19 protein-coding genes are annotated in these 22279 nt (G+C 60.2%); 11 read left to right on the top strand and 8 right to left on the bottom strand.

What is annotated here, in order from left to right; translation table 11 throughout:
* Positions 1–56: 56 nt before the first annotated feature.
* Positions 57–995 carry an aspartyl/asparaginyl beta-hydroxylase domain-containing protein gene (locus JWU58_RS20535; protein ID WP_041478836.1) on the top strand — a complete coding sequence of 313 codons (939 nt, stop codon included), beginning with the start codon at positions 57–59 and terminating at the stop codon, positions 993–995.
* A gap of 53 nt (positions 996–1048) precedes the next feature.
* Here the strand turns inward: JWU58_RS20535 and JWU58_RS20530 are convergent, their stop codons facing one another.
* Both JWU58_RS20530 and JWU58_RS20525 read right to left on the bottom strand, forming a co-directional pair.
* Positions 1049–1210 carry a hypothetical protein gene (locus tag JWU58_RS20530; protein ID WP_016771212.1) on the bottom strand — a complete coding sequence of 54 codons (162 nt, stop codon included), beginning with the start codon at positions 1208–1210 and terminating at the stop codon, positions 1049–1051.
* A 35-nt stretch (positions 1211–1245) separates the two neighbouring features.
* Positions 1246–1668: a hypothetical protein gene (locus JWU58_RS20525; RefSeq protein ID WP_338139253.1), complete on the bottom strand. Its 423-nt coding sequence runs from the start codon at positions 1666–1668 to the stop codon at positions 1246–1248.
* A gap of 550 nt (positions 1669–2218) precedes the next feature.
* Here JWU58_RS20525 and JWU58_RS20520 point away from each other — a divergent pair.
* The gene (locus JWU58_RS20520; protein WP_206420884.1) at positions 2219–3082 is read left to right on the top strand and encodes a DMT family transporter; all 864 of its coding nucleotides are present in this window, start codon (positions 2219–2221) and stop codon (positions 3080–3082) included.
* 113 nt (positions 3083–3195) lie between these two features.
* Here JWU58_RS20520 and JWU58_RS20515 read toward each other — a convergent pair whose 3' ends face one another.
* On the bottom strand, positions 3196–4104 hold the full coding sequence (locus tag JWU58_RS20515; protein WP_206420883.1) for a DMT family transporter: 909 nt from the start codon (positions 4102–4104) through the stop codon (positions 3196–3198).
* Between the two features lie 214 nt (positions 4105–4318).
* On the opposite strand from JWU58_RS20515, the gene aceK reads away from it, so the two are divergent.
* The 5 genes from aceK to JWU58_RS20490 all read left to right on the top strand — a co-directional run bounded on the left by aceK (position 4319) and on the right by JWU58_RS20490 (position 12643).
* On the top strand, positions 4319–6040 hold the full coding sequence (aceK, locus tag JWU58_RS20510) for a bifunctional isocitrate dehydrogenase kinase/phosphatase (protein ID WP_206420882.1): 1722 nt from the start codon (positions 4319–4321) through the stop codon (positions 6038–6040).
* 139 nt (positions 6041–6179) lie between these two features.
* A complete protein-coding gene (hrpA, locus tag JWU58_RS20505; RefSeq protein ID WP_206420881.1) occupies positions 6180–10091 on the top strand; it encodes an ATP-dependent RNA helicase HrpA in 3912 nt (1303 codons plus the stop codon).
* Positions 10092–10544: 453 nt separating this feature from the next.
* A complete protein-coding gene (locus JWU58_RS20500; RefSeq protein ID WP_016771207.1) occupies positions 10545–11666 on the top strand; it encodes a beta-ketoacyl-ACP synthase III in 1122 nt (373 codons plus the stop codon).
* A 135-nt stretch (positions 11667–11801) separates the two neighbouring features.
* A complete protein-coding gene (locus JWU58_RS20495) occupies positions 11802–12413 on the top strand; it encodes an RNA polymerase sigma factor (RefSeq protein WP_041478829.1) in 612 nt (203 codons plus the stop codon).
* Positions 12407–12643: an anti-sigma factor family protein gene (locus JWU58_RS20490; RefSeq protein WP_130900119.1), complete on the top strand. Its 237-nt coding sequence runs from the start codon at positions 12407–12409 to the stop codon at positions 12641–12643. Before JWU58_RS20495 ends, JWU58_RS20490 begins: the two co-directional genes overlap by 7 nt.
* A 143-nt stretch (positions 12644–12786) precedes the next feature.
* Here the strand turns inward: JWU58_RS20490 and JWU58_RS20485 are convergent, their stop codons facing one another.
* Complete coding sequence (locus JWU58_RS20485; RefSeq protein WP_016771204.1) at positions 12787–14109, bottom strand: putative porin; 1323 nt, start codon at positions 14107–14109, stop codon at positions 12787–12789.
* 281 nt (positions 14110–14390) lie between these two features.
* Between JWU58_RS20485 and JWU58_RS20480 the strand changes: the two genes are divergently transcribed.
* Positions 14391–15515 (top strand): GNAT family N-acetyltransferase, encoded by a 1125-nt coding sequence (locus JWU58_RS20480; RefSeq protein WP_206420880.1) that lies wholly within the window; start codon positions 14391–14393, stop codon positions 15513–15515.
* 117 nt (positions 15516–15632) lie between these two features.
* Here the strand turns inward: JWU58_RS20480 and JWU58_RS20475 are convergent, their stop codons facing one another.
* From JWU58_RS20475 to JWU58_RS20460, 4 genes are all read right to left on the bottom strand, one after another.
* Positions 15633–17465, bottom strand: coding sequence for an ABC transporter ATP-binding protein (locus tag JWU58_RS20475; RefSeq protein WP_206420879.1), 1833 nt, complete (start codon positions 17463–17465; stop codon positions 15633–15635).
* Positions 17466–17553: 88 nt separating this feature from the next.
* On the bottom strand, positions 17554–18117 hold the full coding sequence (locus tag JWU58_RS20470) for a peptidylprolyl isomerase (protein WP_016771201.1): 564 nt from the start codon (positions 18115–18117) through the stop codon (positions 17554–17556).
* Between the two features lie 3 nt (positions 18118–18120).
* Positions 18121–18924: an alpha/beta fold hydrolase gene (locus tag JWU58_RS20465; RefSeq protein WP_206420878.1), complete on the bottom strand. Its 804-nt coding sequence runs from the start codon at positions 18922–18924 to the stop codon at positions 18121–18123.
* Between the two features lie 14 nt (positions 18925–18938).
* On the bottom strand, positions 18939–19862 hold the full coding sequence (locus JWU58_RS20460; protein ID WP_016771199.1) for a PA3225 family LysR-type transcriptional regulator: 924 nt from the start codon (positions 19860–19862) through the stop codon (positions 18939–18941).
* Positions 19863–19911: 49 nt separating this feature from the next.
* On the opposite strand from JWU58_RS20460, the gene JWU58_RS20455 reads away from it, so the two are divergent.
* From JWU58_RS20455 to JWU58_RS20445, 3 genes are all read left to right on the top strand, one after another.
* On the top strand, positions 19912–20226 hold the full coding sequence (locus tag JWU58_RS20455) for a hypothetical protein (RefSeq protein ID WP_016771198.1): 315 nt from the start codon (positions 19912–19914) through the stop codon (positions 20224–20226).
* A gap of 232 nt (positions 20227–20458) precedes the next feature.
* Complete coding sequence (locus JWU58_RS20450) at positions 20459–21058, top strand: FMN-dependent NADH-azoreductase (protein ID WP_024012038.1); 600 nt, start codon at positions 20459–20461, stop codon at positions 21056–21058.
* A 328-nt stretch (positions 21059–21386) separates the two neighbouring features.
* A complete protein-coding gene (locus tag JWU58_RS20445; protein ID WP_206420877.1) occupies positions 21387–22253 on the top strand; it encodes a carboxylate/amino acid/amine transporter in 867 nt (288 codons plus the stop codon).
* Positions 22254–22279 lie beyond the last annotated feature (26 nt).

Here is a 22279-nt window from a genome sequence, read left to right as displayed (position 1 = left end):
CTGCCATGCCGGGAAAAGGGCATTGCGCAGCGTTGTCTTTATTCAAGGAGTCGTTGATGACCGTTTCGTTTGCCGCCAAGGCGTTTGTGCTGTTGCTGTTTCTGGGCAGCACGCTCTATGTGCATTTGCGCGGCAAGGCGCGTTTGCCGGTATTGCGCCAGTTCGTCAACCACTCCGCACTCTTTGCTCCGTACAACGCGTTGATGTACCTGTTTTCCGCAGTGCCATCCAGACCGTATCTGGATCGCAGCAAGTTTCCGGAGCTGGATGTACTGCGCGACAACTGGGAAACCATTCGCGACGAAGCTATGCACCTGTTCGACGAAGGCTACATTCGCGCCGCCGAGAAGAACAACGATGCCGGTTTCGGTTCGTTCTTCAAGAAGGGCTGGAAGCGTTTTTATCTGAAGTGGTACGACAAACCGCTGCCATCGGCCGAAGCTCTTTGCCCGAAAACCGTGGCGCTGGTCAGTGCCATACCCAACGTCAAGGGCGCGATGTTCGCGCTGCTGCCGGGCGGCAGTCACCTCAATCCGCACCGTGACCCGTTCGCCGGCTCCCTGCGTTATCACCTCGGCCTGTCGACACCCAACTCCGATGATTGCCGGATCTTTGTCGACGGTCAGGTCTATGCCTGGCGCGACGGCGATGACGTGATGTTCGACGAGACCTACGTGCACTGGGTCAAGAATGAAACCGCTCAGACTCGGGTGATTCTGTTCTGTGACATCGAACGCCCGCTGAGCAACCGCCTGATGACCCGGATCAACCGCTTCATCAGCGGCTGGCTCGGCCGCGCCACCGCGCCGCAGAATCTTGATGATGAACGCGTTGGCGGCATCAACCAGGCTTATGCCTGGAGCAAGAACTTCAGCGACCGTTTCAGCGGCGTGGTCAAGCAGTGGAAGCGCCGGCATCCCAAGGCCTACAGGGTAATGCGCCCGGTGCTGGCGGTGCTGGTGCTGACGTTGCTGGGGTATTGGTTGTTTGGTTGACGCTGGCTCAGAAATAAAAAACCGCTCCTCAGGAGCGGTTTTTTTTGATGGGTTCAAGGACGGCCGGCGAGCAGGTTGGGCTCGGTCACGTCGGTTCCGTTTTCAAGGACCTGCAGAAAACGGCGCTGATTCGCGGATAACTCCAGTCGATCAAGCTTTTCCACCGGCTCGCGCAATTCCTTCTTGCTTGGGGATTTTCTTACGACTTTGCGCATACTCCCTCCCTCGCTGGTCATTAAATGAACAGATGTCACGATACTTTACTCTCCACTGGTAGAACAAGGCGACCTTGCACATCAAATGTGAAGCCGAGTTGTTGATAAACCGGAATGGCTCCCGGCATAGGTTCCTGAACTTCGATGACTTGGCTGCCAATAATTCGGGCGAATTCGTCGATGGCGAGCAATGCCAAAGCGGCTATTTGGTTTTTCAGCGGGTGAGCCTTTCCGGGTTTGCCCTCCAGTCGCACGATGCGAATCCGCTGGCGGCTATTGTTGGGATTTGCGAAGCATAGCCCGCAGAGCTCTTGTTCAAACCAGATTGCGATATCCAGAGACAGAGGTTCTCGAGCTTTCCAGACGACGACGTCTTCCCACGAGAAAATCGGGTCGTCCCAAGACTGATAAACTGCGAGTGCTTCAGCATCAATAGGCTCAAAGCGGACTTCAGACATGTCGGCTCCCGAAATGCATCGCATCTGCGCAGTCGCAACACCCGCCCGCTTCCTCGCCTCCGACCGATAAACCTGATACCGCAAATACGTCCGTTCCCTTGGCATATGATCTCTTGCATTCCATGTCTCCTGACAATCCGTTGCCGCGCCAATAACCCTAACCACCCGGCGCCAGACTGTCGCTACCGGCCCTTCGCCCAAGTCATTGCAATCTATGTCCCGGGCTGGTTATAGTCAGCCCGCGAGCCGCCTGGCTCGCGCGTTCATTTCCTCACTAAAGATCAGCATTCATGCCTGCATCCCTCATCAACGCGGTAGTCGATTCAGCGGTCAACGCTGGCGTCGTGCCGTGCGGGAATCGGCAGCCTGTGCAGATCAGTCATTACCCTCCACCTGTCAGTAGCACGCCGGTGTGCGCAGTCGTTTCGCCGCCGGGCGTTGGTGTGCGGGGTTGATCGGCAGTTTCTGCTGACCCCTGCGCCCGCCAGAACAACCTACTGAATTTCAGCTTCGGCTGAGTTGGCTTCTTGCCTGACTACAGGTGGTATTCATGTTTGTCCTTTCGAAACAATCCGCGCTCGCGGCGACGTCCACGAGCCTGTTCGTTCTGCTGTGGAGCAGCGGGGCGATTTTCTCCAAGTGGGGCCTCGCCCATGCTTCGCCCTTTGCCTTTCTGCTGATTCGCTTCGCCATCGCCCTGTGCGGGCTGGTGTTGCTGGCGCCGCTGCTGAGATTGAAGCTGCCCAAGGGTGGCAAGCCGATGCTGTTCGCGATCGCCACGGGACTGGTGTTGCTCGGGGCCTATCAGATCTTTTATCTGCTGGCGCTGGATTGCAAAGTCACGCCGGGGGTAATGGCGACGATCATGGGCGTTCAGCCGATCCTCACCGTGGTCTTGATGGAACGGCAGCGTTCGGCGAGCCGCCTGTTCGGCCTGGCGCTGGGCCTGGCCGGGCTGATCATGGTGGTTTATCAAGGGATCGGTCTGGCTGGAATGTCCTGGGCCGGCATGCTGTTCGGTTTGCTGGCGCTGGCGAGCATGACGCTCGGCTCGATCATGCAAAAACGCATCACCGACAATCCGCTCGGCACGCTGCCAGTGCAGTACCTGGCCGGCCTGTTGCTGTGCGCGATTTTCGTACCGTTCCAGCCGTTTCACTTCGAACACAGCGCAGGCTTCATTGTCCCGGTGTTATGGATGGGCCTGGTGGTTTCAATGCTGGCGACGCTGTTGCTGTATCGACTGATCGCGCGGGGCAATCTGGTGAATGTCACCAGCCTGTTCTATCTGGTGCCCGCGGTGACGGCAGTGATGGATTACCTGATTTTCGGTAATCGTCTGGCGGCGTTGGGTGTGCTGGGGATGCTGCTGATCATTGTTGGATTGGTATTTGTGTTCCGTAAAACCGGATAGCCGATAGGCAGGTGGCGCTTGTTGCGCCGCCGTTCGCGAGCAGGCTCGCTCCCACATTGGAATGTATTTTTCTGTCGGAGCGAGCCTGCTCGCGAATATCTGCGGCAGAAAATCTAACGGACTGACACCTTTGCAGGCTTCACCACCGCCGGCTTCAACACCAGCCACAACGCCGCCGCAATCAGCACCCCGCCGTAAATGTGCGCCATCGACAACGGCTCATCCAGCAACAACGCCCCCCACAACACGCCGAACGGCGGGATCATGAAGGTCACGGTCATCGACTTCACCGGGCCGATCGAGCTGAGCAGGCGGAAATAGATGATGTAGGCAAACGCCGTGCAGCCCAGGCCCAAGCCGAGCAGCGACAGCCAGACATGCCAGCCGCCCCAGCTGACCGGCGGCGCGGTAATGGTGCTGTAGGCGAACAGCGGCAGCAAAAACAACGTCGCCCCGAGCATGCTGCCCAATGCCGACAAACGGCTGTCCAGCCCGCCGGCCTGATCCAGCCAGCGCCGCGCGAGGAATCCGGCAAAGCCGTAGCAAGTGGTCGCCAGCAGGCAGGCGACCGCGCCCATCAGCAGTTGCAGATCGAAGGCTACGGGACCGGCGCGCGTCAGCACACCGACGCCGAACAGACCGAGGAACACGCCGCTGAGCTTGGCCGCTGTGAGTTTTTCGCTGAAGAACAAACCGCCAATCAACACGCCCATCAGCGGTGTCGTGGCGTTGAAGATCGCCGAATAGCCGGCCGGCAATACTTGCGCCGCCACCGAATACAACGTCGCCGGAATCCCCGAGTTGATCACGCCAAGCAGCATCACGGTTTTCAGCTTGCCCTTGAAGTCCCAGCTGATGCGCATCAGCCCGAGTATCACCAGCAGCCCGGCAGCCGCGATCGACACGCGAAAGAACCCGGTCGGGATCGTGCCGATCACCGGGGCAATGATGCGCATGAACAGAAAACTCGCGCCCCAGATAGCGGCCAGCGACAACATACGGAAAATATCGACAGGGCTCACGGCGGGCTCCTTGCTTGATCGGGACGAGAGTGTTGCCGAGCGTCCGGATCATGGCAACCGCTATTCGGGCTTTTAATTCTGCCTTGGGATTTACCTGCGCGAGAAACCCCGTCTACGGTCAACCCCGTATCGGTTTTGGCAGAAATTGCGCTTTTCCTGCGAGCGTTTCCGTGACTAAGCTCAGACCAACCGAATTCCCGCCGAGGTTTCATTTATGTCGCAGCAATGGCCAGCCACCGAGATCGCCCGGATGATCCTCGCCGGCTTCGACGATTACCGCGAGCATTTCCGCCGCATCACCGACGGCGCGCGGGAGCGCTTCGAACAGGCGCGCTGGCAGGAGGCGCAGGTCGTCTCGGCGGCGCGGATCAGTCTGTACGAAGAAAAGGTTGGCGAAACCGTCGCTCGCCTGCGCGAGTATTTCGACGAAGAAACCCTGAAGAACGTCAGCTGCTGGCCGCTGGTGAAAAGCGCCTACATCAGTGTGATCGACCTGCGCTTCGACGATGAGCTGTCCGAGACCTGGTACAACTCGATTTTCTGCGGGCTGTTCAGCCACGACCTGATCAGCGACGGCTGCATGTTCATCCACACCACGCGCCCGAGCCTGCGCCGGGCCCGCGCCGCGCAAACCCGCACATACAAGCCGCAGGGCCAGTTGTCCGGGATGCTCGCGAGTATTTTTTCCGATTACCGCTTCAGCGAGGATTACGCTGATCTGCCCGGCGACTTGCTGCGGCTCGAAGCGCAATTGCGTGAGAACCTGCCGGACTGGGTGTGCAAGGACCCGGAGCTGAGCGTCGAGCTATTTTCCTCGGTGCTCTACCGCAATAAAGGCGCGTATCTGGTCGGACGCATTTACACCCGCGATGAGCAATGGCCGCTGGTGATTCCGCTGTTGCACCGCGAAGGAAGGGGCATTCAGATCGATGCGTTGATCACCGACGAAGCCGATGTATCGATCATCTTCTCGTTTACCCGCTCGTATTTCATGGTCGATGTACCGGTGCCGGCGGAGTTCATCGGTTTTCTGCGACGCATTCTGCCGGGCAAGCACATCGCCGAGCTGTACACCTCGATCGGCTTCTACAAGCACGGCAAGTCGGAGTTCTACCGCGCGCTGATCAATCACCTGGCCAACACTGACGATCAGTTCATCATGGCCCCGGGCGTGCGCGGCATGGTCATGAGCGTGTTCACCCTGCCGGGTTTCAACACCGTATTCAAAATCATCAAGGACCGCTTTTCGCCGTCGAAAAACGTCGACCGCGCCACGGTGATCGAAAAGTATCGGCTGGTGAAAAGCGTCGATCGGGTCGGGCGCATGGCCGATACCCAGGAATTTGCCGACTTTCGTTTTCCGCTGAGCAAGTTCGATCCGGCGTGTCTGGAGGAACTGCTAGAGGTCGCGCCGTCGACGGTTTCGGTCGAAGGCGAAACCGTGCTGATTCGCCACTGCTGGACCGAGCGGCGGATGACCCCACTCAACCTTTATCTGGAAAATGCCAACGACGCCCAGGTACGTGAAGCGCTGGAAGATTACGGTCTGGCGATCAAGCAATTGGCGGCGGCGAATATTTTTCCCGGCGACATGCTGCTGAAAAACTTCGGCGTCACCCGTCACGGGCGCGTGGTGTTTTACGATTACGACGAAATCTGCTTCCTGACCGAAGCCAACTTCCGCCACATCCCGCAACCGCGCACGCCGGAGGATGAAATGGCCTCTGAGCCGTGGTACTCGATCGGACCGCTGGACGTGTTTCCCGAGGAGTTTCCGCCGTTCCTGTTTGCCGATGCCGGGCAGCGGAAATTGTTCGATCAATTGCATGGCGAGTTGTACAACGCCGATTACTGGAAGGGCTTGCAGGAGGCGATTCGGGCGGGGAAGGTCATCGACGTCTTCCCATACCGGCGCAAGGGCCTCGACAACGAATAACAAGACGCAGCTGCAAGCGGTAAGCTTCAAGCTGCAAGTTGAAAGCCGCAGTGACTTGCGGCTTGTAGCTTGGCGCTTGCAGCTGCTTTTCTGCGACAATCCGCCCCCCGCATAAATAGACGACCGAATTGCCTACCCGATGACCGACGAATCGCCCTCCATCGACAAACTGCTGAAAAACCTCGATCACGCCATGCTCGCCGACCGTCACCGGCTGCGGCGGCAGTTGCTTGAGCTGCGCAAGAAACCCGACGAGGCCAAACTGGCCCAGTGGGTGGCGCGGATGCAGGCGTCCTGTGATCAGGTACTGGCGCGTCGCGCGAGCCTGCCGGTGATTCGTTACGACGACAGTTTGCCGATCGCGGCCAAGCGCGACGAGATCAAAAAGGCCCTGGAGCAACATCAGGTGCTGATCATCGCCGGCGAAACCGGTTCGGGCAAAACCACCCAGTTGCCGAAGATCTGCCTGGAAATCGGTCGCGGCCAGCACGGTCTGATCGGCCATACCCAGCCGCGTCGGATCGCCGCGCGCAGTGTCGCCAGCCGTGTCGCCGAAGAGCTCGGCACGCCGCTCGGTGCGCTGGTCGGCTATCAGGTGCGCTTCGAGGATCAGAGCGATGCCAACACCCTGATCAAGCTGATGACCGACGGCATTCTGCTGGCGGAAACCCAGAACGATCGTTATCTGGAACGCTATGACACGATCATCGTCGACGAAGCCCACGAACGCAGCCTCAACATCGATTTCCTCCTCGGCTACCTGAAAACCCTGCTGCCACGCCGTCCGGACCTCAAGGTCATCATTACTTCGGCGACCATCGATCTGGAGCGCTTCTCCAAGCACTTCGATGACGCGCCGATCGTCGAAGTGTCGGGCCGTACTTTTCCTGTGGAAACCTGGTACCGGCCGCTGAGCCTGGAGCAGGACGAAGAGGGCAACCGGGTCGAGGACGACCTGACCGTCGATCAGGCGATTCTCGCCACCCTCGACGAAATCGCCGCCTACGAGCGCAGCGAACGGCGCAGCCCCGGCGATGTACTGGTGTTCCTGCCTGGCGAGCGCGAGATTCGCGACGCCGCCGACATGTTGCGCAAGGCCCAGCTCAAACACACCGAGATCCTGCCGCTGTACGCGCGCCTGTCGCCGGCTGAACAGCAGCGGATTTTCCAGTCGCATCCGGGCCGCCGCGTGGTGCTGGCGACCAACGTCGCTGAGACTTCGCTGACCGTCCCGGGCATTCGCTATGTGATCGACAGCGGCACCGCGCGCATCAGTCGTTACAGCTATCGGGCCAAGGTTCAGCGCTTGCCGATCGAAGCGATTTCCCAGGCCAGCGCCAATCAGCGTAAAGGTCGTTGCGGGCGGGTCGAGCCGGGTATCTGCGTGCGTTTGTACAGCGAAGAGGACTTCCTTGGGCGCCCGGAATTTACCGATCCGGAAATTCTGCGCACCAACCTCGCCGCCGTGATCCTGCAGATGCTCCATCTGCGCCTCGGCGAAATCACCGCGTTCCCGTTTATCGAACCGCCGGACGGCAAGGCAATCAGCGACGGTTTCAACCTGCTGCAAGAGCTTTCGGCGGTAGATCGCAACAGTCAGCTGACGCCGCTCGGTCGCCAGTTGGCGCGCTTGCCGGTCGACCCGCGCATGGGCCGCATGCTCCTCGAAGCGGCCAAGCTCGGCAGCTTGCAGGAAGTGCTGATCGTCGCCAGCGCCATGTCGATTCAGGACCCGCGCGAGCGTCCGCCGGAGCGTCAGCAAGCGGCGGATCAGGCCCATGCGCAATGGAAGGATCCGGATTCCGACTTCGCCGGGCTGGTCAATTTGTGGCGTGGTTTTGAAGAACAACGCCAAGCGCTGACCGCCAACCCGCTGCGTAACTGGTGCCGGAAGAACTTCCTCAATTACCTGCGCCTGCGCGAATGGCGTGATTCTCATCGCCAGTTGAGCCTGATCTGCCGCGACATGCAGCTGAGCCTGAACAAAGAGCCGGCGGATTACCCGAAGCTGCACAAAGCGGTGCTGGTCGGTTTGCTCAGCCAGATCGGCCAGAAAACCGAAGACGGCGATTACCTCGGCGCGCGGCAACGGCGCTTCTGGATTCATCCGTCGTCGGGCATCGGCAAGAAGCGCCCGCAGTGGCTGATGACTGCTGAGCTGGTGGAAACCACCAAACTCTACGCGCGGATGGTTGCCAAGATCGATGCCGACTGGATCGAGCCGCTGGCCGGGCACCTGATCAAGAAGAATCACTTCGAGCCGCATTGGGAGAAGAAGCGGGGCCAGGTCGTCGCCTACGAGCAGATCACCCTGTTCGGCCTGATCGTGGTCGGTCGCCGCCCGGTGCATTACGGCCCGGTCGATCCGGTGGTATCCCGTGAGCTGTTTATCCGCGAAGGCCTGGTGCGCGGCGAGATTCAGTCGCGGGCCAAATGCCTGAGCGCCAATCAGAAACTGCTCGAGCAGCTCGACGAACTGGAGGCCAAGGCTCGCCGTCGCGACATTCTCGCCGACGAAGAAACCCTCTACGCCTTCTACGATGCACGTCTGCCGGCCGAGATCCACCAGACCGCGACCTTCGACAGTTGGTACAAGGTCAACAGCCAGAAAGATCCGCAACTGCTGATCATGCGCGAAGAAGACGTGTTGGCCCGCGAGGCCAGCGAAGTCACCGCCCGTGATTACCCGGATACGTTGCACATTGGCGATCTGGAACTGGCGCTGACTTATCATTTCGAGCCCAATCACCCGCGCGACGGCGTGACCTTGCGCGTGCCGGCTCCGCTGCTGCCGATGCTGCCGCCGGAGCGTCTGGAATGGCTGGTGCCGGGGCTGATCGAGGCCAAGTGCATTGCTCTGGTGCGCAACCTGCCGAAAGCCCTGCGCAAGAACTTCGTGCCAGTGCCGGACTTCATCAAGGCCGCGTTGCAGCGCATGACTTTCGCCGAAGGTTCGCTGCCGCAAGCGCTCGGTCGCGAGCTGCTGCGCATGACCGGCGCGCGGGTCAGCGATGAAGCGTGGGCGGAAGCGGCGCAGCAGGTTGAGAGCCATCTGCGCATGAACCTGGAAATCGTCGATGGCCAGGGCAAGTTCCTTGGCGAGGGCCGCGATCTGGCTGAGCTGACCGCACGCTTCGCCGAAGCCAGCCAGGCCGCGCTGGCGGTGCCGCAGAGTGCGAAAAGTCAGCAACCGGTCGAGGCAAAAGTCTTTGCCCCAGTGGCGGAAAAGACCCAGCAGAAGATCGCCGGGCTGTCGATGACGGTGTACCCGGCGCTGGTGGAAGAGGGCGGCACGGTCAAGGAGGGACGCTTCTCTACCCCGGCCGAAGCCGAGTTCCAGCACCGTCGCGCCTTGCAGCGCTTGCTGATGCAGCAACTGGCCGAGCCGGCGAAATTCCTGCGCGGCAAGTTGCCCGGGCAGACTGAATTGGGCTTGCTGTATCGCGAACTGGGCCGGGTCGATGCGCTGGTCGAAGACATTCTGCTGGCCAGTCTCGACAGTTGCATTCTCGAAGGTGAAGACCCGTTGCCCCGCGATGGCGCCGGGTTGGCGGCATTGGCCGAACGCAAACGCGGCAACTGGACCGAGCACGCCGAGCGGGTTGCGCGGCTGACTCTGGAAATTCTCAAGATCTGGCACGGTCTGCAAAAACGCTTCAAGGGCAAGATCGATCTGGCGCAAGCGGTGGCACTCAACGACATCAAGCAACAGATCGGCAATCTGGTCTATCCGGGTTTCGTTCGCGAAACGCCGATGCAGTGGCTCAAAGAGTTGCCGCGTTACCTGAAAGCGGTCGAGCAGCGTTTCGAGAAACTCGGTGCGCAGGTGCAGAAAGATCGGGTCTGGAGCGGGGAACTCGCTGGCCTGTGGGCGCAATACCAGACCCGCGCGGCCAAGCATGCGCAGGAAGGCAAGCGTGATCCGCAGCTGGAGTTGTACCGCTGGTGGCTGGAGGAATACCGCGTGTCGCTGTTCGCCCAACAGTTGGGCACCAAAGTGCCGATCTCGGACAAGCGCCTGAGCAAACAGTGGAGCCAGGTCGAGCCCTGACCTGCCGCCATACACAATCCCTCTGTGGAAGCGGTCTTTGTGGCGAGGGGATTTATCCCCGTTGGGTGGCGAAGTCACCCCAAAACCTGCGACCTCGGTTCATCGATCGTTCCCATGCTCTGCGTGGGAATGCCTCTGGGGACGCTCCGCGTCCAGTGACGCGGAGCGTCACGGGCTGCATTCCCACGCGGAGCGTGGGAACGATCATCAAAAGATCGCAGCCTTCGGCAGCTCCTGCAGGGATCGAGTTGAGCAGGAGAAAGGCGCCAAAATCTCGGGTTTATGGCAAACTTCGCCACCATAACCCGCCGTTTCGCGACCCAGAGCCTTCGGCCGTGTCGCGCTGCGGAATAAAACGATGCCAGGTTTGCGTCCCCCGGATGGGAATAGACCCTTTGCGTGTTGGTACGACGGTTCCAGCACTTTCTGCCTGAACAGATTAGAGAAACGACCATGCATAACGTCGTCATCAGCGGCACCGGCCTGTACACACCGGCCAACAGCATCTCCAACGAAGAGCTGGTGCAGTCTTTCAATACCTACGTCGCCCAGTTCAACGCCGATAACGCCGAGGCGATTGCCAGCGGTGAAGTCCAGGCCCTGACCGAATCCAGCGCCGCGTTCATCGAAAAGGCCTCGGGCATCAAGAGCCGCTTTGTCATGGACAAGGACGGCATCCTCGATCCGCAACGCATGGCCCCGCGCCTGCCCGAGCGTTCCAACGATGAATGGTCGGTGCTCTGCCAGATGGCCGTTGGCGCTGCCGAACAAGCCCTGCAACGAGCCGGCAAAACCGCCGCCGATATCGACGGCGTGATCGTTGCCTGCTCCAACCTGCAACGCGCTTACCCGGCCATCGCCATCGAAGTCCAGGAAGCGCTGGGCATTGAAGGTTTCGGTTTCGACATGAACGTGGCGTGTTCTTCGGCCACCTTCGGCATCCAGGCCGCCGCCAACAGCGTACAGCTTGGCCAGGCGCGGGCGATCCTGATGGTCAACCCGGAGGTCTGCACCGGGCACCTGAACTTCCGTGATCGCGACAGCCACTTCATCTTCGGCGATGCCGCGACTGCGGTGATCATCGAACGCGCGGATCTGGCGACCTCCCCGTACCAGTTCGACGTGGTCAGCACCAAATTGCTGACCAAGTTCTCCAACAACATCCGCAACAACTTCGGCTTCCTAAACCGCGCGGCGGAAGAGGGCATCGGTGCCCGCGACAAGCTGTTCGTGCAGGAAGGCCGCAAGGTGTTCAAGGATGTCTGCCCGATGGTCGCCGAGCTGATTGGCGAGCATCTGGAAGAGAACCAGCTCAACGTCGGCGACGTGAAGCGTTTCTGGCTGCACCAGGCCAACCTGAGCATGAATCACCTGATCGTGCGCAAGCTGCTCGGCCGCGAAGCTACCGAAGAAGAAGCCCCGGTGATTCTCGACAGCTACGCCAACACCAGCTCGGCCGGTTCGGTCATTGCCTTCCACAAATACCAGGATGATCTGGCCTCGGGTTCGCTGGCGGTGCTCAGTTCGTTTGGTGCCGGTTATTCGATCGGTAGCGTGTTGCTGCGCAAGCGCTGAAACAGGTTAATTTCCCCTTAATCGCGTCGATCTTTCCTACATTCGAAGCGGCTGAAACGCTGTAATTTTTCGGACGTCGCGGCAGGTGCACACCTGCCGCGTTCATTTTCGAAGTCCGGACAAGGGGATTGATGGATGGCGGCTGACGACACCCAACTGCTCACGCGCTTGCTGGCGGGGGAGCAAAAGGCTTTCAAGGAACTGGTCACCACCTATCAGAGCGCCATGCGCGCGGTGGCTTACGCGATTGTCGGCCAGCGTCATGTCGAGGAAGTGGTGCAGGATGCCTGGCTGTCGGTGGTGCGCCATCTGGCCAGCTTCGAAGGCCGCTCCAGCCTCAAGACCTGGTTGCTGACCATCACCGCCAATTCGGCCAAGAGTCGCTACAAGCTCAATCGCCGGGAAGTGTTGCTCGATGACTTGCCATCACCTCACGGCACCATCGGTGACGATCGATTTTCCTCGAGCGACGGTCATTGGCTGGTCGCGCCATTTGCCTGGCATCAGGACACCCCCGAAGCGCTACTCACCGAAAACGAACTGCGCGAATGCCTCGAACACACCTTGCTGAGTCTGTCCGAGTTGCAGAGCAGTGTCCTGCTGTTGCGCGAACGCCAGGGCCTGGAGCTGGAAGAGATCTGTAATCTTCTGGAGATTTCGCTCTCCAATGTCCGCGTGCTGCTGCACCGGGCACGTTTGAAGGTCTTTGCGACCGTGGAACATTTTGAGGAGACAGGAGAATGTTGACCTGCAAGGAGCAAGTGGCACGATCCAGCGATTATCTCGATGGCCAACTGAGCTTTCGCGAGACGCTGATGGTGCGTCATCACCTGTTGTTCTGCCGCAACTGCCGGCGCTTCATGCGGCAGATGCGCGTGATGCAGGCAACCCTGAAGGCGCTGCCGGAACAACCGGAAGAGGGAGTGGATGCTTTGGCTGAGCGTCTGGCGACGCAGAGGCGCGACGACAGTCCTTGAAAGAGTCAGCCCGGGGCAGCGTCAGCGAACGGATGATGGGGATCGCTGGCATTGCACCGGGCTGCAGGACATCAGCTTCGAACGACAAGTCGCAAGGGGAGCGGTGACTTGCAGCTTGTCGCTCGAAGCTTGTAGCTGTTTTCTTAGAACTTCGCTTCAGCATCCAGCTGCAGGGTGTTGGCGTCTGCATCGCGCTGGCTGCGGCTGGCGAAGTCGGCCTTGGTCAGGAAGTACGTGGCGCCGACGGCGAAGTTCTTGTCGATGTCGTAACCGACCTTGAACTTGTGCCCGCGCGAACCGGTGGTGCCGTTGGCGAAGTCGGAGTCGGTGAAGGCGCCGACCACGGCATTGCGCTGCACGTCGCGATAGTTGTAATCGAGGTTGAAGCCGAACACTTTCGACTTGGCGCCGAGCAACCATGCGGTGTCCTGATCGGTCACGGCATCGTTGTTCTTCACGTACTGGCCGTAGAACGACAGCGGCATTGGCAGGCCGCCGATGTCGATCTGGCTGAACCCTTCATACAGACGGAATTCGTTATCGGCCGAGTTGCCGTTGACTGCCAGCGCGCACGGTGTCGAGGTGCCGGTGCAGCGGCTGTCATCGTCATTCTGGTAAGCGTAAACGCTGCCGCCGACGGTCATCTTCAGGTTGTCAGTGATGTTGAAACGGCTGCCCAACTGGCCAGCGGTCAGGCGCAGGTCGTGGCGGAATTGCACGCCGTCGCCGTCAACGTTGTCCTTGAGGTTGTAGTTACCCAGGCTGCCAAACAGTTCGGCGCTGCCGCCCAGTGGGTATTTGTAGGTAACGGCCAGACCTTCCGGGTTGATGTCGCTATCCCAGATCACGTCGCCCATGCTTACCCACGGTTGCAGCATCTTGCCGCCGATCACGTGCAGGTTCTTGATCTGATCCGGGTGGTAGTCGATGTAGCCGAGGTCGAGCCAGATCTGCTTCTTGTCGAAGTAGTTGTCCTGATCCTGGTTGGTCGAGCGCGCGTCGTCACCGCCGCCGGTGGCGATACGGATACCGGTGTCGACTTGCGGGTTGATCTCGGTATAGGCGCCCAGACGCGCACGGATGCGCTGGCGGTCCTTGTCGCGGCCGCCGTTGTTCGGCTCGCCGTCGATCTTGATGGTTTCCTGACGGATACGTACGTCGCCCTTGAACTGGGTCTTGGCCGCCCAGGCCAGTTTCTGATCGAACAGGCTCTGTTCGTTGGTCTTCTTCGCGACCGCCGCCACTTGTTCGTTGGTTTCCTGCTGCGCCTGTTGGGCGATTTGCTGAGCCTTCTGATCCTTGGCCAGTTCTGTTTGCAGCTCGATGTACTGCGCCTGGGAAATCGACCCGTTGGCCTTGAGCATGTCGAGCAGTTTGGCGTCGACTGCAGCACTGGCCGGAACGCTCATGGCCAGCAACAAGCCGCCGCACAGGGCCGCTGCAGTTTTCGTGGAAGCAAGACGCATAGCAATCTCCGAAGATGAAGGGGATGGCTGAACCATCCTGGGCACAACCGGCCTGAAGGCCGGAAAACTGTGTCCGGGTTAGAACCCGGCGCTCTAAAAACAGGCGCCAGTATCGCGATGGTTTATGACAGGGCGGTGGCACAGTGATGGCAGGTTGATGACGATGCGGATCAGGCGTGAACTATCGAGTTAGAGCGCTGTCGGCCGATTGAGCGTGTGCAACGGGGTCGCGATCAGCGATACTCGCCGGGCTTTGTCGCCAAGCTGTGGAGTGCCAGTGAATGCCGTTGCAACGCCTGCAAGACCTGTCAGAAATCGCCCCGGCAAGCTGGGATGCGCTGGTGCCGGACAACCAGCCGTTCCTGCGTCACGCCTTCCTCAGCGCGCTGGAAGACAGCGGCAGTGTCGGCCCGCATACAGGCTGGCAGCCGGAGCATTTGCTGCACATCGAAGATGATCGACTGATCGCCGCACTGCCCAGTTATCGCAAGTGGCACTCCTACGGCGAGTACGTCTTCGATCACGGCTGGGCCGATGCCTGCGCGCGTGCCGGCATCGATTACTACCCCAAACTGTTGACCGCCGTGCCGTTCAGTCCGGTCAGCGGTCCGCGCTTGCTGGCGGCAACAGTGGAGGACGGTTTCGAACTGCTGAAAAGCCTGCCGGGCTATTTGCAGATCGAAGAACTGTCCAGCGCGCACATCAACTTCACCGATCCGTTTACCGATGCGGCGATGGCCGAGCAACCGGGCTGGCTGCAGCGTATCGGCTGTCAATATCACTGGCAGAACCGTGAGTACCGCGACTTTCAGGACTTCCTCGACGCCCTCAGCTCTCGCAAGCGCAAGCAGATGCGCAAGGAACGCGAGCAGGTGGCGGGGCAGGGCTTTGAGTTCGAGTGGTTGGAGGGGCGTGAGCTGGGCGAGGCGCAGTGGGATTTCGTGTACGCCTGCTATGCCAACACCTACGCGGTGCGGCGTCAGGCGCCATATCTGACGCGCGAGTTCTTCAGTCTGCTGGCTGAACGCATGCCCGAAGCGATTCGCGTGGTCTTGGCCAAACAGGGCTCACGGCCGGTGGCGATGGCGTTCAGCCTGGTCGGTGGCGACAGTTTCTACGGGCGTTATTGGGGCTGCCTGGCCGAGTTTGATCGGCTGCATTTCGAGACGTGTTTCTACCAGGGCATGGATTACGCGATTGCCCAAGGCATCCAGCGTTTCGATGCCGGGGCACAGGGCGAGCACAAGTTGATTCGCGGCTTCGAACCGGTGATCACCCATTCCTGGCATTACCTGCGCCATCCGGGGCTGAAAGCGGCGGTGAAGGATTTCCTCCAGCAAGAGCGCGCCGGGGTTCTGGCCTATGCCGAAGAGGCCCGAACGGCGTTGCCCTATCGCCACACCTGACCATGATCGTTCCCACGCTCTGCGTGGGAATGCAGGCCGTGACGCTCCGCGTCACTGGACGCGGAGCGGCCCTTGAGGCATTCCCATGCGGAGCGTGGGAACGATCATATCGCGCGATCAGTCGATGCCGACAAAGCCTCCGGTCTGGTGCGCCCACAACCGTGCATACAAGCCTCGATGGGCGAGCAGTTCGGCGTGGGTGCCGCTCTCGGCGATCTTGCCGTTTTCCAGCACCACCAGACGGTCCATGCGCGCGATGGTCGAGAGACGGTGGGCGATGGCGATTACGGTTTTGCCCTGCATCAAGGTCTCGAGGCTTTCCTGAATCGCTGCTTCGACTTCCGAATCCAGTGCCGAGGTCGCTTCGTCCATGATCAGGATCGGCGCGTCCTTGAGCAGCACCCGCGCAATCGCGATGCGCTGGCGCTGACCGCCCGACAGTTTCACCCCGCGCTCGCCGACATGCGCGTCGAAACCGCTGCGGCCTTCAGCGTCGGACAGCAGTGGAATGAACTCATCGGCGCGAGCCTTGTGCACCGCCTCCCACAGTTCGGCGTCGGTGGCGTCGGGTTTGCCGTAAAGCAAGTTGTCACGGATCGAGCGGTGCAACAGCGAGGTGTCCTGAGTGATCATGCCGATCCGCGCACGCAGGCTTTCCTGGCCGACTTCGGCAATGTTCTGCCCATCGATCAGGATGCGCCCGCCCTCGACGTCGTACAGGCGCAGCAGCAGGTTGACCAAGGTTGATTTGCCGGCGCCGGACGGGCCGATCAAGCCGATTTTTTCCCCCGGTTTTATCGTCATATTGAGGTCGCCGATGATGCCTTTCTTCTTGCCGTAGTGAAAATCCACGTGCTCGAAGCGCACTTCGCCCGAGGCCACGGCCAGCGGTTTGGCCTGCTCGCGGTCGGTGACGCTGACCGGTTGCGAAATGGTGCGCAGACCGTCCTGGACCATGCCGATGTTTTCGAAAATGCCGGTGACTACCCACATGATCCAGCCGGACATGTTGACGATACGAATCACCAGGCCGGTGGCCAGGGCAATCGCGCCGACGGTGATCAGCGACTGCGTCCACAGCCACAACGCCAGCGCCGTGGTGCCGACGATCAGCAGGCCGTTCATGGTAGTGATCGCCACGTCCATGCTGGTCACCACGCGACCGGCCATCTGCGCTTTGACGGTCTGTTCTTCGATGGCTTCCTTGGCGTAGTGCTGTTCGAAGTTGGTGTGGGCAAACAATTTCAGCGTGGCGATGTTGGTGTAGCCATCGACGATGCGCCCCATCAGTTTCGAGCGCGCGTCAGAGGCTTCCACCGAGCGCTCCTTCACCCGTGGCACGAAGTAATACAGCGCGCCGATGTAGGCGACGATCCAGGTCAGCAAAGGGATCATCAGGCGCCAGTCGGCCTCGGCGAACAGCACCAGCGAGCTGATCGCATAGATCACCACGTGCCACAGCGCGTCGACCGCTTGCACGGCAGAATCGCGCAGCGAGTTGCCGGTCTGCATGATGCGCTGGGCGATGCGCCCGGCGAAGTCGTTCTGGAAGAAATTCAGGCTCTGCTTGAGCACGTAACTGTGGTTCTGCCAGCGGATCATGCTGGTCATGCCGGGGCTCAGGGTCTGATGCACCAGCAGATCGTGCAGGCCGAAGAAAATCGGTCGCAACACCAGGGCGACCACCAGCATCCAGGTCAATTCGAGGGCGTGGTCGCTGAAGAAATTCGGGTTGGGCGTGCCTTGGGCCAGATCGATGATGCGGCTCAGGTAACTGAACAGCGCTACTTCGATCAACGCGGCGAACAGGCCAACCACGAGCAGGGCGGCGAAGCTCGGCCAGACCTGCTTCAGGTAATAGGTATAGAAGGGCCAGACGCGGTCCGGCGGGGACGCCGTCGGGGCGTCGCGGAAGATATCGATCAGTTGTTCGAAACGGCGATAGAGCATCAGATAACCGCCCGGAATCCGGGCTCTCCTTTTATCAGTGCGAGCGGCGCAGGCTCAGCCCCACGCCGCTCGATATGCCCGGCGAAACTCAGTCGATGCGCTTGGCCGACTTGATGATCACAGGGTCGACAGGCACGTTCTGCATGCCTTGTTTGGTGGTGGTCTGCGAGTTGACGATGATGTCCACGACGTCCATGCCCTTGACCACTTTGGCGAACACCGCGTAACCGGCGTCGCGACCCGGGTCGAGGAACGCGTTGTCGGCGACGTTGATGAAGAACTGGCTGGTCGCCGAGTCAGGGTTGGAAGTACGCGCCATCGACAGGGTGCCGCGAACGTTGTGCAGGCCATTGCTGGCCTCGTTCTTGATCGGCGCCTTGGTTTCTTTCTGTTGCATCTGCTGGGTGAAGCCGCCGCCCTGAGCCATGAAGCCCGGGATCACGCGGTGGAAAATGGTGTTGTTGTAGAAACCGCTGTCGACGTATTCAAGGAAGTTCTTCGTGCTGATCGGTGCCTTGACCGGGTCCAGTTCGATTTCGATCTGGCCGTTGGTGGTGTCCAGCAGCACGTGGGGCGCCTTGGCCGGGGTAGCAGCCATCAGGTTGGCGGCAAACAGTACGGAGCCGGCGGCGAGGGCGAGTTTTTTCAGCATGGGTCAGTGATCCTGAGAGTGAAGGTCGGCTGTGGCGAGAAAATCCAGCAGCGTGTGATTGAAGCGTTCGGGTTGATCGAGCGGGGTGGCATGGCGCGAGTCGTCAATGACCACCAGCCGCGCATCCGGCAGCAGTTTTACATAGGTTTCCTTTAACGCCACCGGTGTGTAGTCACGGTCGGCGCTGATGACGAGCGTTGGACAGGACACCCGGGAAAGTCGTTCCTGAACGCCCCAGCCCACGATCGCATCGAAGCTGGCGAGATAAGCACGTTTGTCGTTTTTTGCCCAGCGTTCGGCCATTTTCCGTCGCAGATCGGCCTGTTCCGGATTGGGGAAAAGTTTGCTGCCGAGGGCTGTGCCGATGGTTTCCAGGCTGAGCAGGCGCATCAGGCTCCAGCGTTTGAACCACTGCCAGTAGTCGTCGCGGGTGCGCAATTTGACCTGTGGCGCGCTGTTGACGATGGTCAGGCTCTTGAGCGCCTGAGGCTGATCGACGGCCAGCTGAAAGCCGATCATCCCGCCCATCGACAGCCCGACGTAGTGCACCGGGCCGAGGCGCAGGTGCTCGATCAAGGCCAGCAGGTCGGCGCTGAACCCGGCAATACTGTAGCGTTCGCGGGGTTTGTCCGAGCGCCCGTGGCCGCGAATGTCCGGGACGATCACCCGGTAGTGCGCGGCTAGCGCCGGGATCTGCATTTCCCAGTCCAGGGTGCTCGAGCCGAGCCCGTGAACCAGCAGCAACGGCGCACCGTGGCCATATTCCTCGTAGTGCAGGTTGCAACCTTCGTGCTCGAAATACGCCATCGGTGAACTCCGTGTCAGGCTTGTTCGGGGGCGGCAAACGGTGCGTCCAGCGGCAAGGTGTCGAAGGTGCGCAACAATTCGATAAGGATTTGCGTGGCCGGGCCCAGGGGTTTGTCCTTGTTCGAATACAGATAGAAACTCGAATTGCGGCTGCCGCCTCGGTCCAACGGTAGCAGCTTGAGCGAACCATCCTTGAGTTCGCGGTCGATCATGTGCCGCGGTAGCCAGGCAAAACCCAAGCCGCTGCTGACAAAGGTCGCGGCGGTGGCGAGGCTGCCGACGGTCCAGCGCTGCTCGGCGCCGAGCCAGCCGACATCGCGCGGCTGCTGGCGGCCGGAGTCGCGGATCACCACTTGCATCTGGGTTTCCAGATCCTGAAAGCTCAGCTCGCGGTTGAGCCGATGCAGCGGGTGATCAGGATGGGCAACGGCGACGAACTCGACATCGCTCAACTCCGCACCCAGGTAGCCCGGAATGCTCAGGCCGGTGATGGCCAGATCCGCCACGCCTTCGAGCAGCACTTCCTCGACCCCCGACAACACTTCCTCGCGCAGACGCACGCGGCAGCCGCGACTCTGCGGCATGAACGCGGTCAGGGCGCGGACGATCCGCGCGCTCGGGTAGGCGGCGTCGACCACCAGCCGCACTTCCGCTTCCCAGCCTTGCTCCATGTGATGGGCAAGGTCTTCGAGTTGGCTGGCCTGTTTGACCAATTGCCGCGAACGGCGCAGCAATACGCCGCCGGCTTCGGTGAGCACAGCTTTGCGCCCGTCGATGCGCAGCAATGGCACGCCGAGCTGATCCTGCATGCGGGCGACGGTGTAGCTCACCGACGATTGCGAACGGTGCAGGGCCTCGGCGGCCTGGGCGAATCCGCCGTGGTCGACCACGGCCTGCAACGTTCGCCATTGATCAAGGGTCACGCGGGGCGCTTTCATCAATAGCTCCTCTTGTCCTAAGCTGGCCGTCCCTCATGGAGACTGCCGAATGAAAAAATTCTGTTGTGTGGTGCTGGCGCTGCTGCCGTTGACCGCGTTTGCCTATCCGATCGACGTGCAAAAGGATCTCAACGGCATGAAGATCGACTACGAGACTTACGACACGGACAACGACATCGGCTCGATCCGCGTGGCCAACTACGGTGATGTCGATGCGACCTGCCGTGCGGTGTTCAGCAACGGCCCGGAAGCACCACGCACGCGCAGCATCGATGTCCCGGCAGGCAAGCATAAAAACGCCACGGCCAAGTTCACCCGCGAGATCATCAAGCTGCGCATCAAACTGACCTGCACCCCGAAATAGCACCGCGAACCCTTGTGGGAGCGAGCTTGCTCGCGAAGGCGGTATGTCATTCAACAATGATGTCGACTGATACGGCCAATTCGCGAGCAAGCTCGCTCCCACAGGGTATGTGTCAGCATCTAAACTAATTATTCGATGCTTTGCAGCAATTATTTGCGCTTTTTCATCGATTCGACTCTGTTTAACCTTCACTCCATCGACTTACAACATATTCGGATGGAGGCTACACACCATGTCCCGCGTTCTGATCATCGAAAGCAGTGCCCGCCAGCAAGACTCGGTTTCCCGTCAACTGACCCAGACCTTCATCGCTCAGTGGAAAGCCGCGCACCCTGCCGATCAGATCACCGTGCGTGACCTCGCCGCGAACCCGGTGCCGCATCTGGACGCCAACTTGCTGGGTGGCTGGATGAAGCCCGCCGAACAGCGCAACGACAGCGAACAGGCGTCGCTGGACCGCTCCAACCTATTGACTGATGAGCTGCTTGCCGCCGACGTGTTGGTGCTGGCGGCACCGATGTACAACTTTGCGATCCCGAGCACGCTCAAGGCCTGGCTGGATCATGTGCTGCGCGCCGGGGTGACCTTCAAGTACACCGAAACCGGTCCGCAAGGTCTGCTCAACGGCAAGCGTGCCTTTGTCCTGACTGCTCGCGGTGGTGTGTATGCCGGTGGCCCGGCGGATCATCAGGAACCGTACCTGCGTCAGGTGATGGGTTTCATCGGGATCAACGACGTGACCTTTATCCATGCTGAGGGCATGAACCTGGGCGGTGACTTCCAGGAGAAGGGCCTGAATCAGGCCAACGCCAAACTGTCTCAGGTCGCTTGATCGGTTAATCGCCAGATAATCGCTGGATGGTCTAGTGACTTGGCGCAACCCCTTCAAGGTTCCACGCGCATCGAACCTCCCTTTGCACTTTTGCTCCTGAGTGCTGTAGCCCGATTGAACGCTTTAGCGAGATCGGGCTTTTTTTTGTCTGCGATATTTTCTGCTTCAAACAATCCCTCTGTAGGAGCTGCCGCAGGCTGCGATCTTTTGATTTTAAAAAAACAAGATCAAAAGATCGCAGCCTGCGGCAGCTCCTACATGGGGATTTGTGTTGGTTCCAGAAAGTAAAAACCGCTATCGTCGCCGCCATTCGATTTTCGAGGCGAACATGGGCTATCTACTTTTTGTCACGCTGATCCAGGCGTTTTCCTTCAGTCTGATCGGCGAATACCTGGCCGGGCATGTCGACAGTTACTTCGCGGTGCTGGTGCGTGTGGTGCTGGCGGGGCTGGTGTTTATACCGTTGACACGCTGGCGTTCGGTGGAGCCGGCGTTCATGCGTGGCATGTTGCTGATCGGCGCGTTGCAGTTCGGTGTGACTTACGTCTGCCTTTACCTGAGCTTCCGTGTGCTGACGGTGCCGGAGGTGTTGCTGTTCACCATTCTCACGCCGCTGCACGTGACGTTGATCGAAGACGCGCTGAACCGCCGCTTTAATCCGTGGGCATTGGTTGCTGCGCTGGTGGCCGTGGGCGGTGCGGCGGTGATTCGCTTCGACAGCATCAGTCCCTACTTTTTCATGGGCTTCCTGCTGCTGCAACTGGCCAACTTCACTTATGCCGCCGGGCAAGTGTTGTACAAGCATCTGGTGGCCAAGCATCCGAGCGATCTGCCGCATTACCGCCGCTTCGGTTATTTCTACCTGGGCGCACTGGCGGTGGTGCTGCCGGCGTTCCTGTTGTTCGGCAAGTCGAACTTCCTGCCGGAAGCGCCGCTGCAATGGGCGGTGTTGCTGTTTCTCGGGCTGGTGTCGACGGCGCTGGGTCTGTACTGGTGGAACAAAGGTGCATGCATGGTCAACGGCGGCACCCTGGCGGTGATGAACAACCTGCATGTGCCGGTGGGATTGTTGTTGAATCTGCTGATCTGGAATCAGCATGAGGAACTGGGGCGGTTGTTCCTCGGCGGGGGTGTGATTCTGGCGGCTGTGTGGATCAGCCGGTCGGGTATCCGCAAATCCCCGGCCGCCGCATAACCCCTGTGGGAGCGAGCCTGCTCGCG

This window comes from Pseudomonas atacamensis, assembly GCF_017167965.1.
GTDB classification, from domain to species: domain Bacteria; phylum Pseudomonadota; class Gammaproteobacteria; order Pseudomonadales; family Pseudomonadaceae; genus Aquipseudomonas; species Aquipseudomonas atacamensis.
Note: the sequence above shows the minus strand (reverse complement) of the source record. Positions and strands in the feature narration are given on the sequence as shown.

Bases quoted from the DNA above. Each gene is read 5' to 3' on its own strand.
- JWU58_RS20535 (WP_041478836.1), top strand. From the start codon at position 57: ATGACCGTTTCGTTTGCCGCCAAGGCGTTTGTGCTGTTGCTGTTTCTG.
- JWU58_RS20530 (WP_016771212.1), bottom strand. From the start codon at position 1,210: ATGCGCAAAGTCGTAAGAAAATCCCCAAGCAAGAAGGAATTGCGCGAG.
- JWU58_RS20525 (WP_338139253.1), bottom strand. From the start codon at position 1,668: ATGTCTGAAGTCCGCTTTGAGCCTATTGATGCTGAAGCACTCGCAGTT.
- JWU58_RS20520 (WP_206420884.1), top strand. From the start codon at position 2,219: ATGTTTGTCCTTTCGAAACAATCCGCGCTCGCGGCGACGTCCACGAGC.
- aceK (WP_206420882.1), top strand. From the start codon at position 4,319: ATGTCGCAGCAATGGCCAGCCACCGAGATCGCCCGGATGATCCTCGCC.
- hrpA (WP_206420881.1), top strand. From the start codon at position 6,180: ATGACCGACGAATCGCCCTCCATCGACAAACTGCTGAAAAACCTCGAT.
- JWU58_RS20500 (WP_016771207.1), top strand. From the start codon at position 10,545: ATGCATAACGTCGTCATCAGCGGCACCGGCCTGTACACACCGGCCAAC.
- JWU58_RS20495 (WP_041478829.1), top strand. From the start codon at position 11,802: ATGGCGGCTGACGACACCCAACTGCTCACGCGCTTGCTGGCGGGGGAG.
- JWU58_RS20490 (WP_130900119.1), top strand. From the start codon at position 12,407: ATGTTGACCTGCAAGGAGCAAGTGGCACGATCCAGCGATTATCTCGAT.
- JWU58_RS20485 (WP_016771204.1), bottom strand. From the start codon at position 14,109: ATGCGTCTTGCTTCCACGAAAACTGCAGCGGCCCTGTGCGGCGGCTTG.
- JWU58_RS20480 (WP_206420880.1), top strand. From the start codon at position 14,391: ATGCCGTTGCAACGCCTGCAAGACCTGTCAGAAATCGCCCCGGCAAGC.
- JWU58_RS20475 (WP_206420879.1), bottom strand. From the start codon at position 17,465: ATGCTCTATCGCCGTTTCGAACAACTGATCGATATCTTCCGCGACGCC.
- JWU58_RS20470 (WP_016771201.1), bottom strand. From the start codon at position 18,117: ATGCTGAAAAAACTCGCCCTCGCCGCCGGCTCCGTACTGTTTGCCGCC.
- JWU58_RS20465 (WP_206420878.1), bottom strand. From the start codon at position 18,924: ATGGCGTATTTCGAGCACGAAGGTTGCAACCTGCACTACGAGGAATAT.
- JWU58_RS20460 (WP_016771199.1), bottom strand. From the start codon at position 19,862: ATGAAAGCGCCCCGCGTGACCCTTGATCAATGGCGAACGTTGCAGGCC.
- JWU58_RS20455 (WP_016771198.1), top strand. From the start codon at position 19,912: ATGAAAAAATTCTGTTGTGTGGTGCTGGCGCTGCTGCCGTTGACCGCG.
- JWU58_RS20450 (WP_024012038.1), top strand. From the start codon at position 20,459: ATGTCCCGCGTTCTGATCATCGAAAGCAGTGCCCGCCAGCAAGACTCG.
- JWU58_RS20445 (WP_206420877.1), top strand. From the start codon at position 21,387: ATGGGCTATCTACTTTTTGTCACGCTGATCCAGGCGTTTTCCTTCAGT.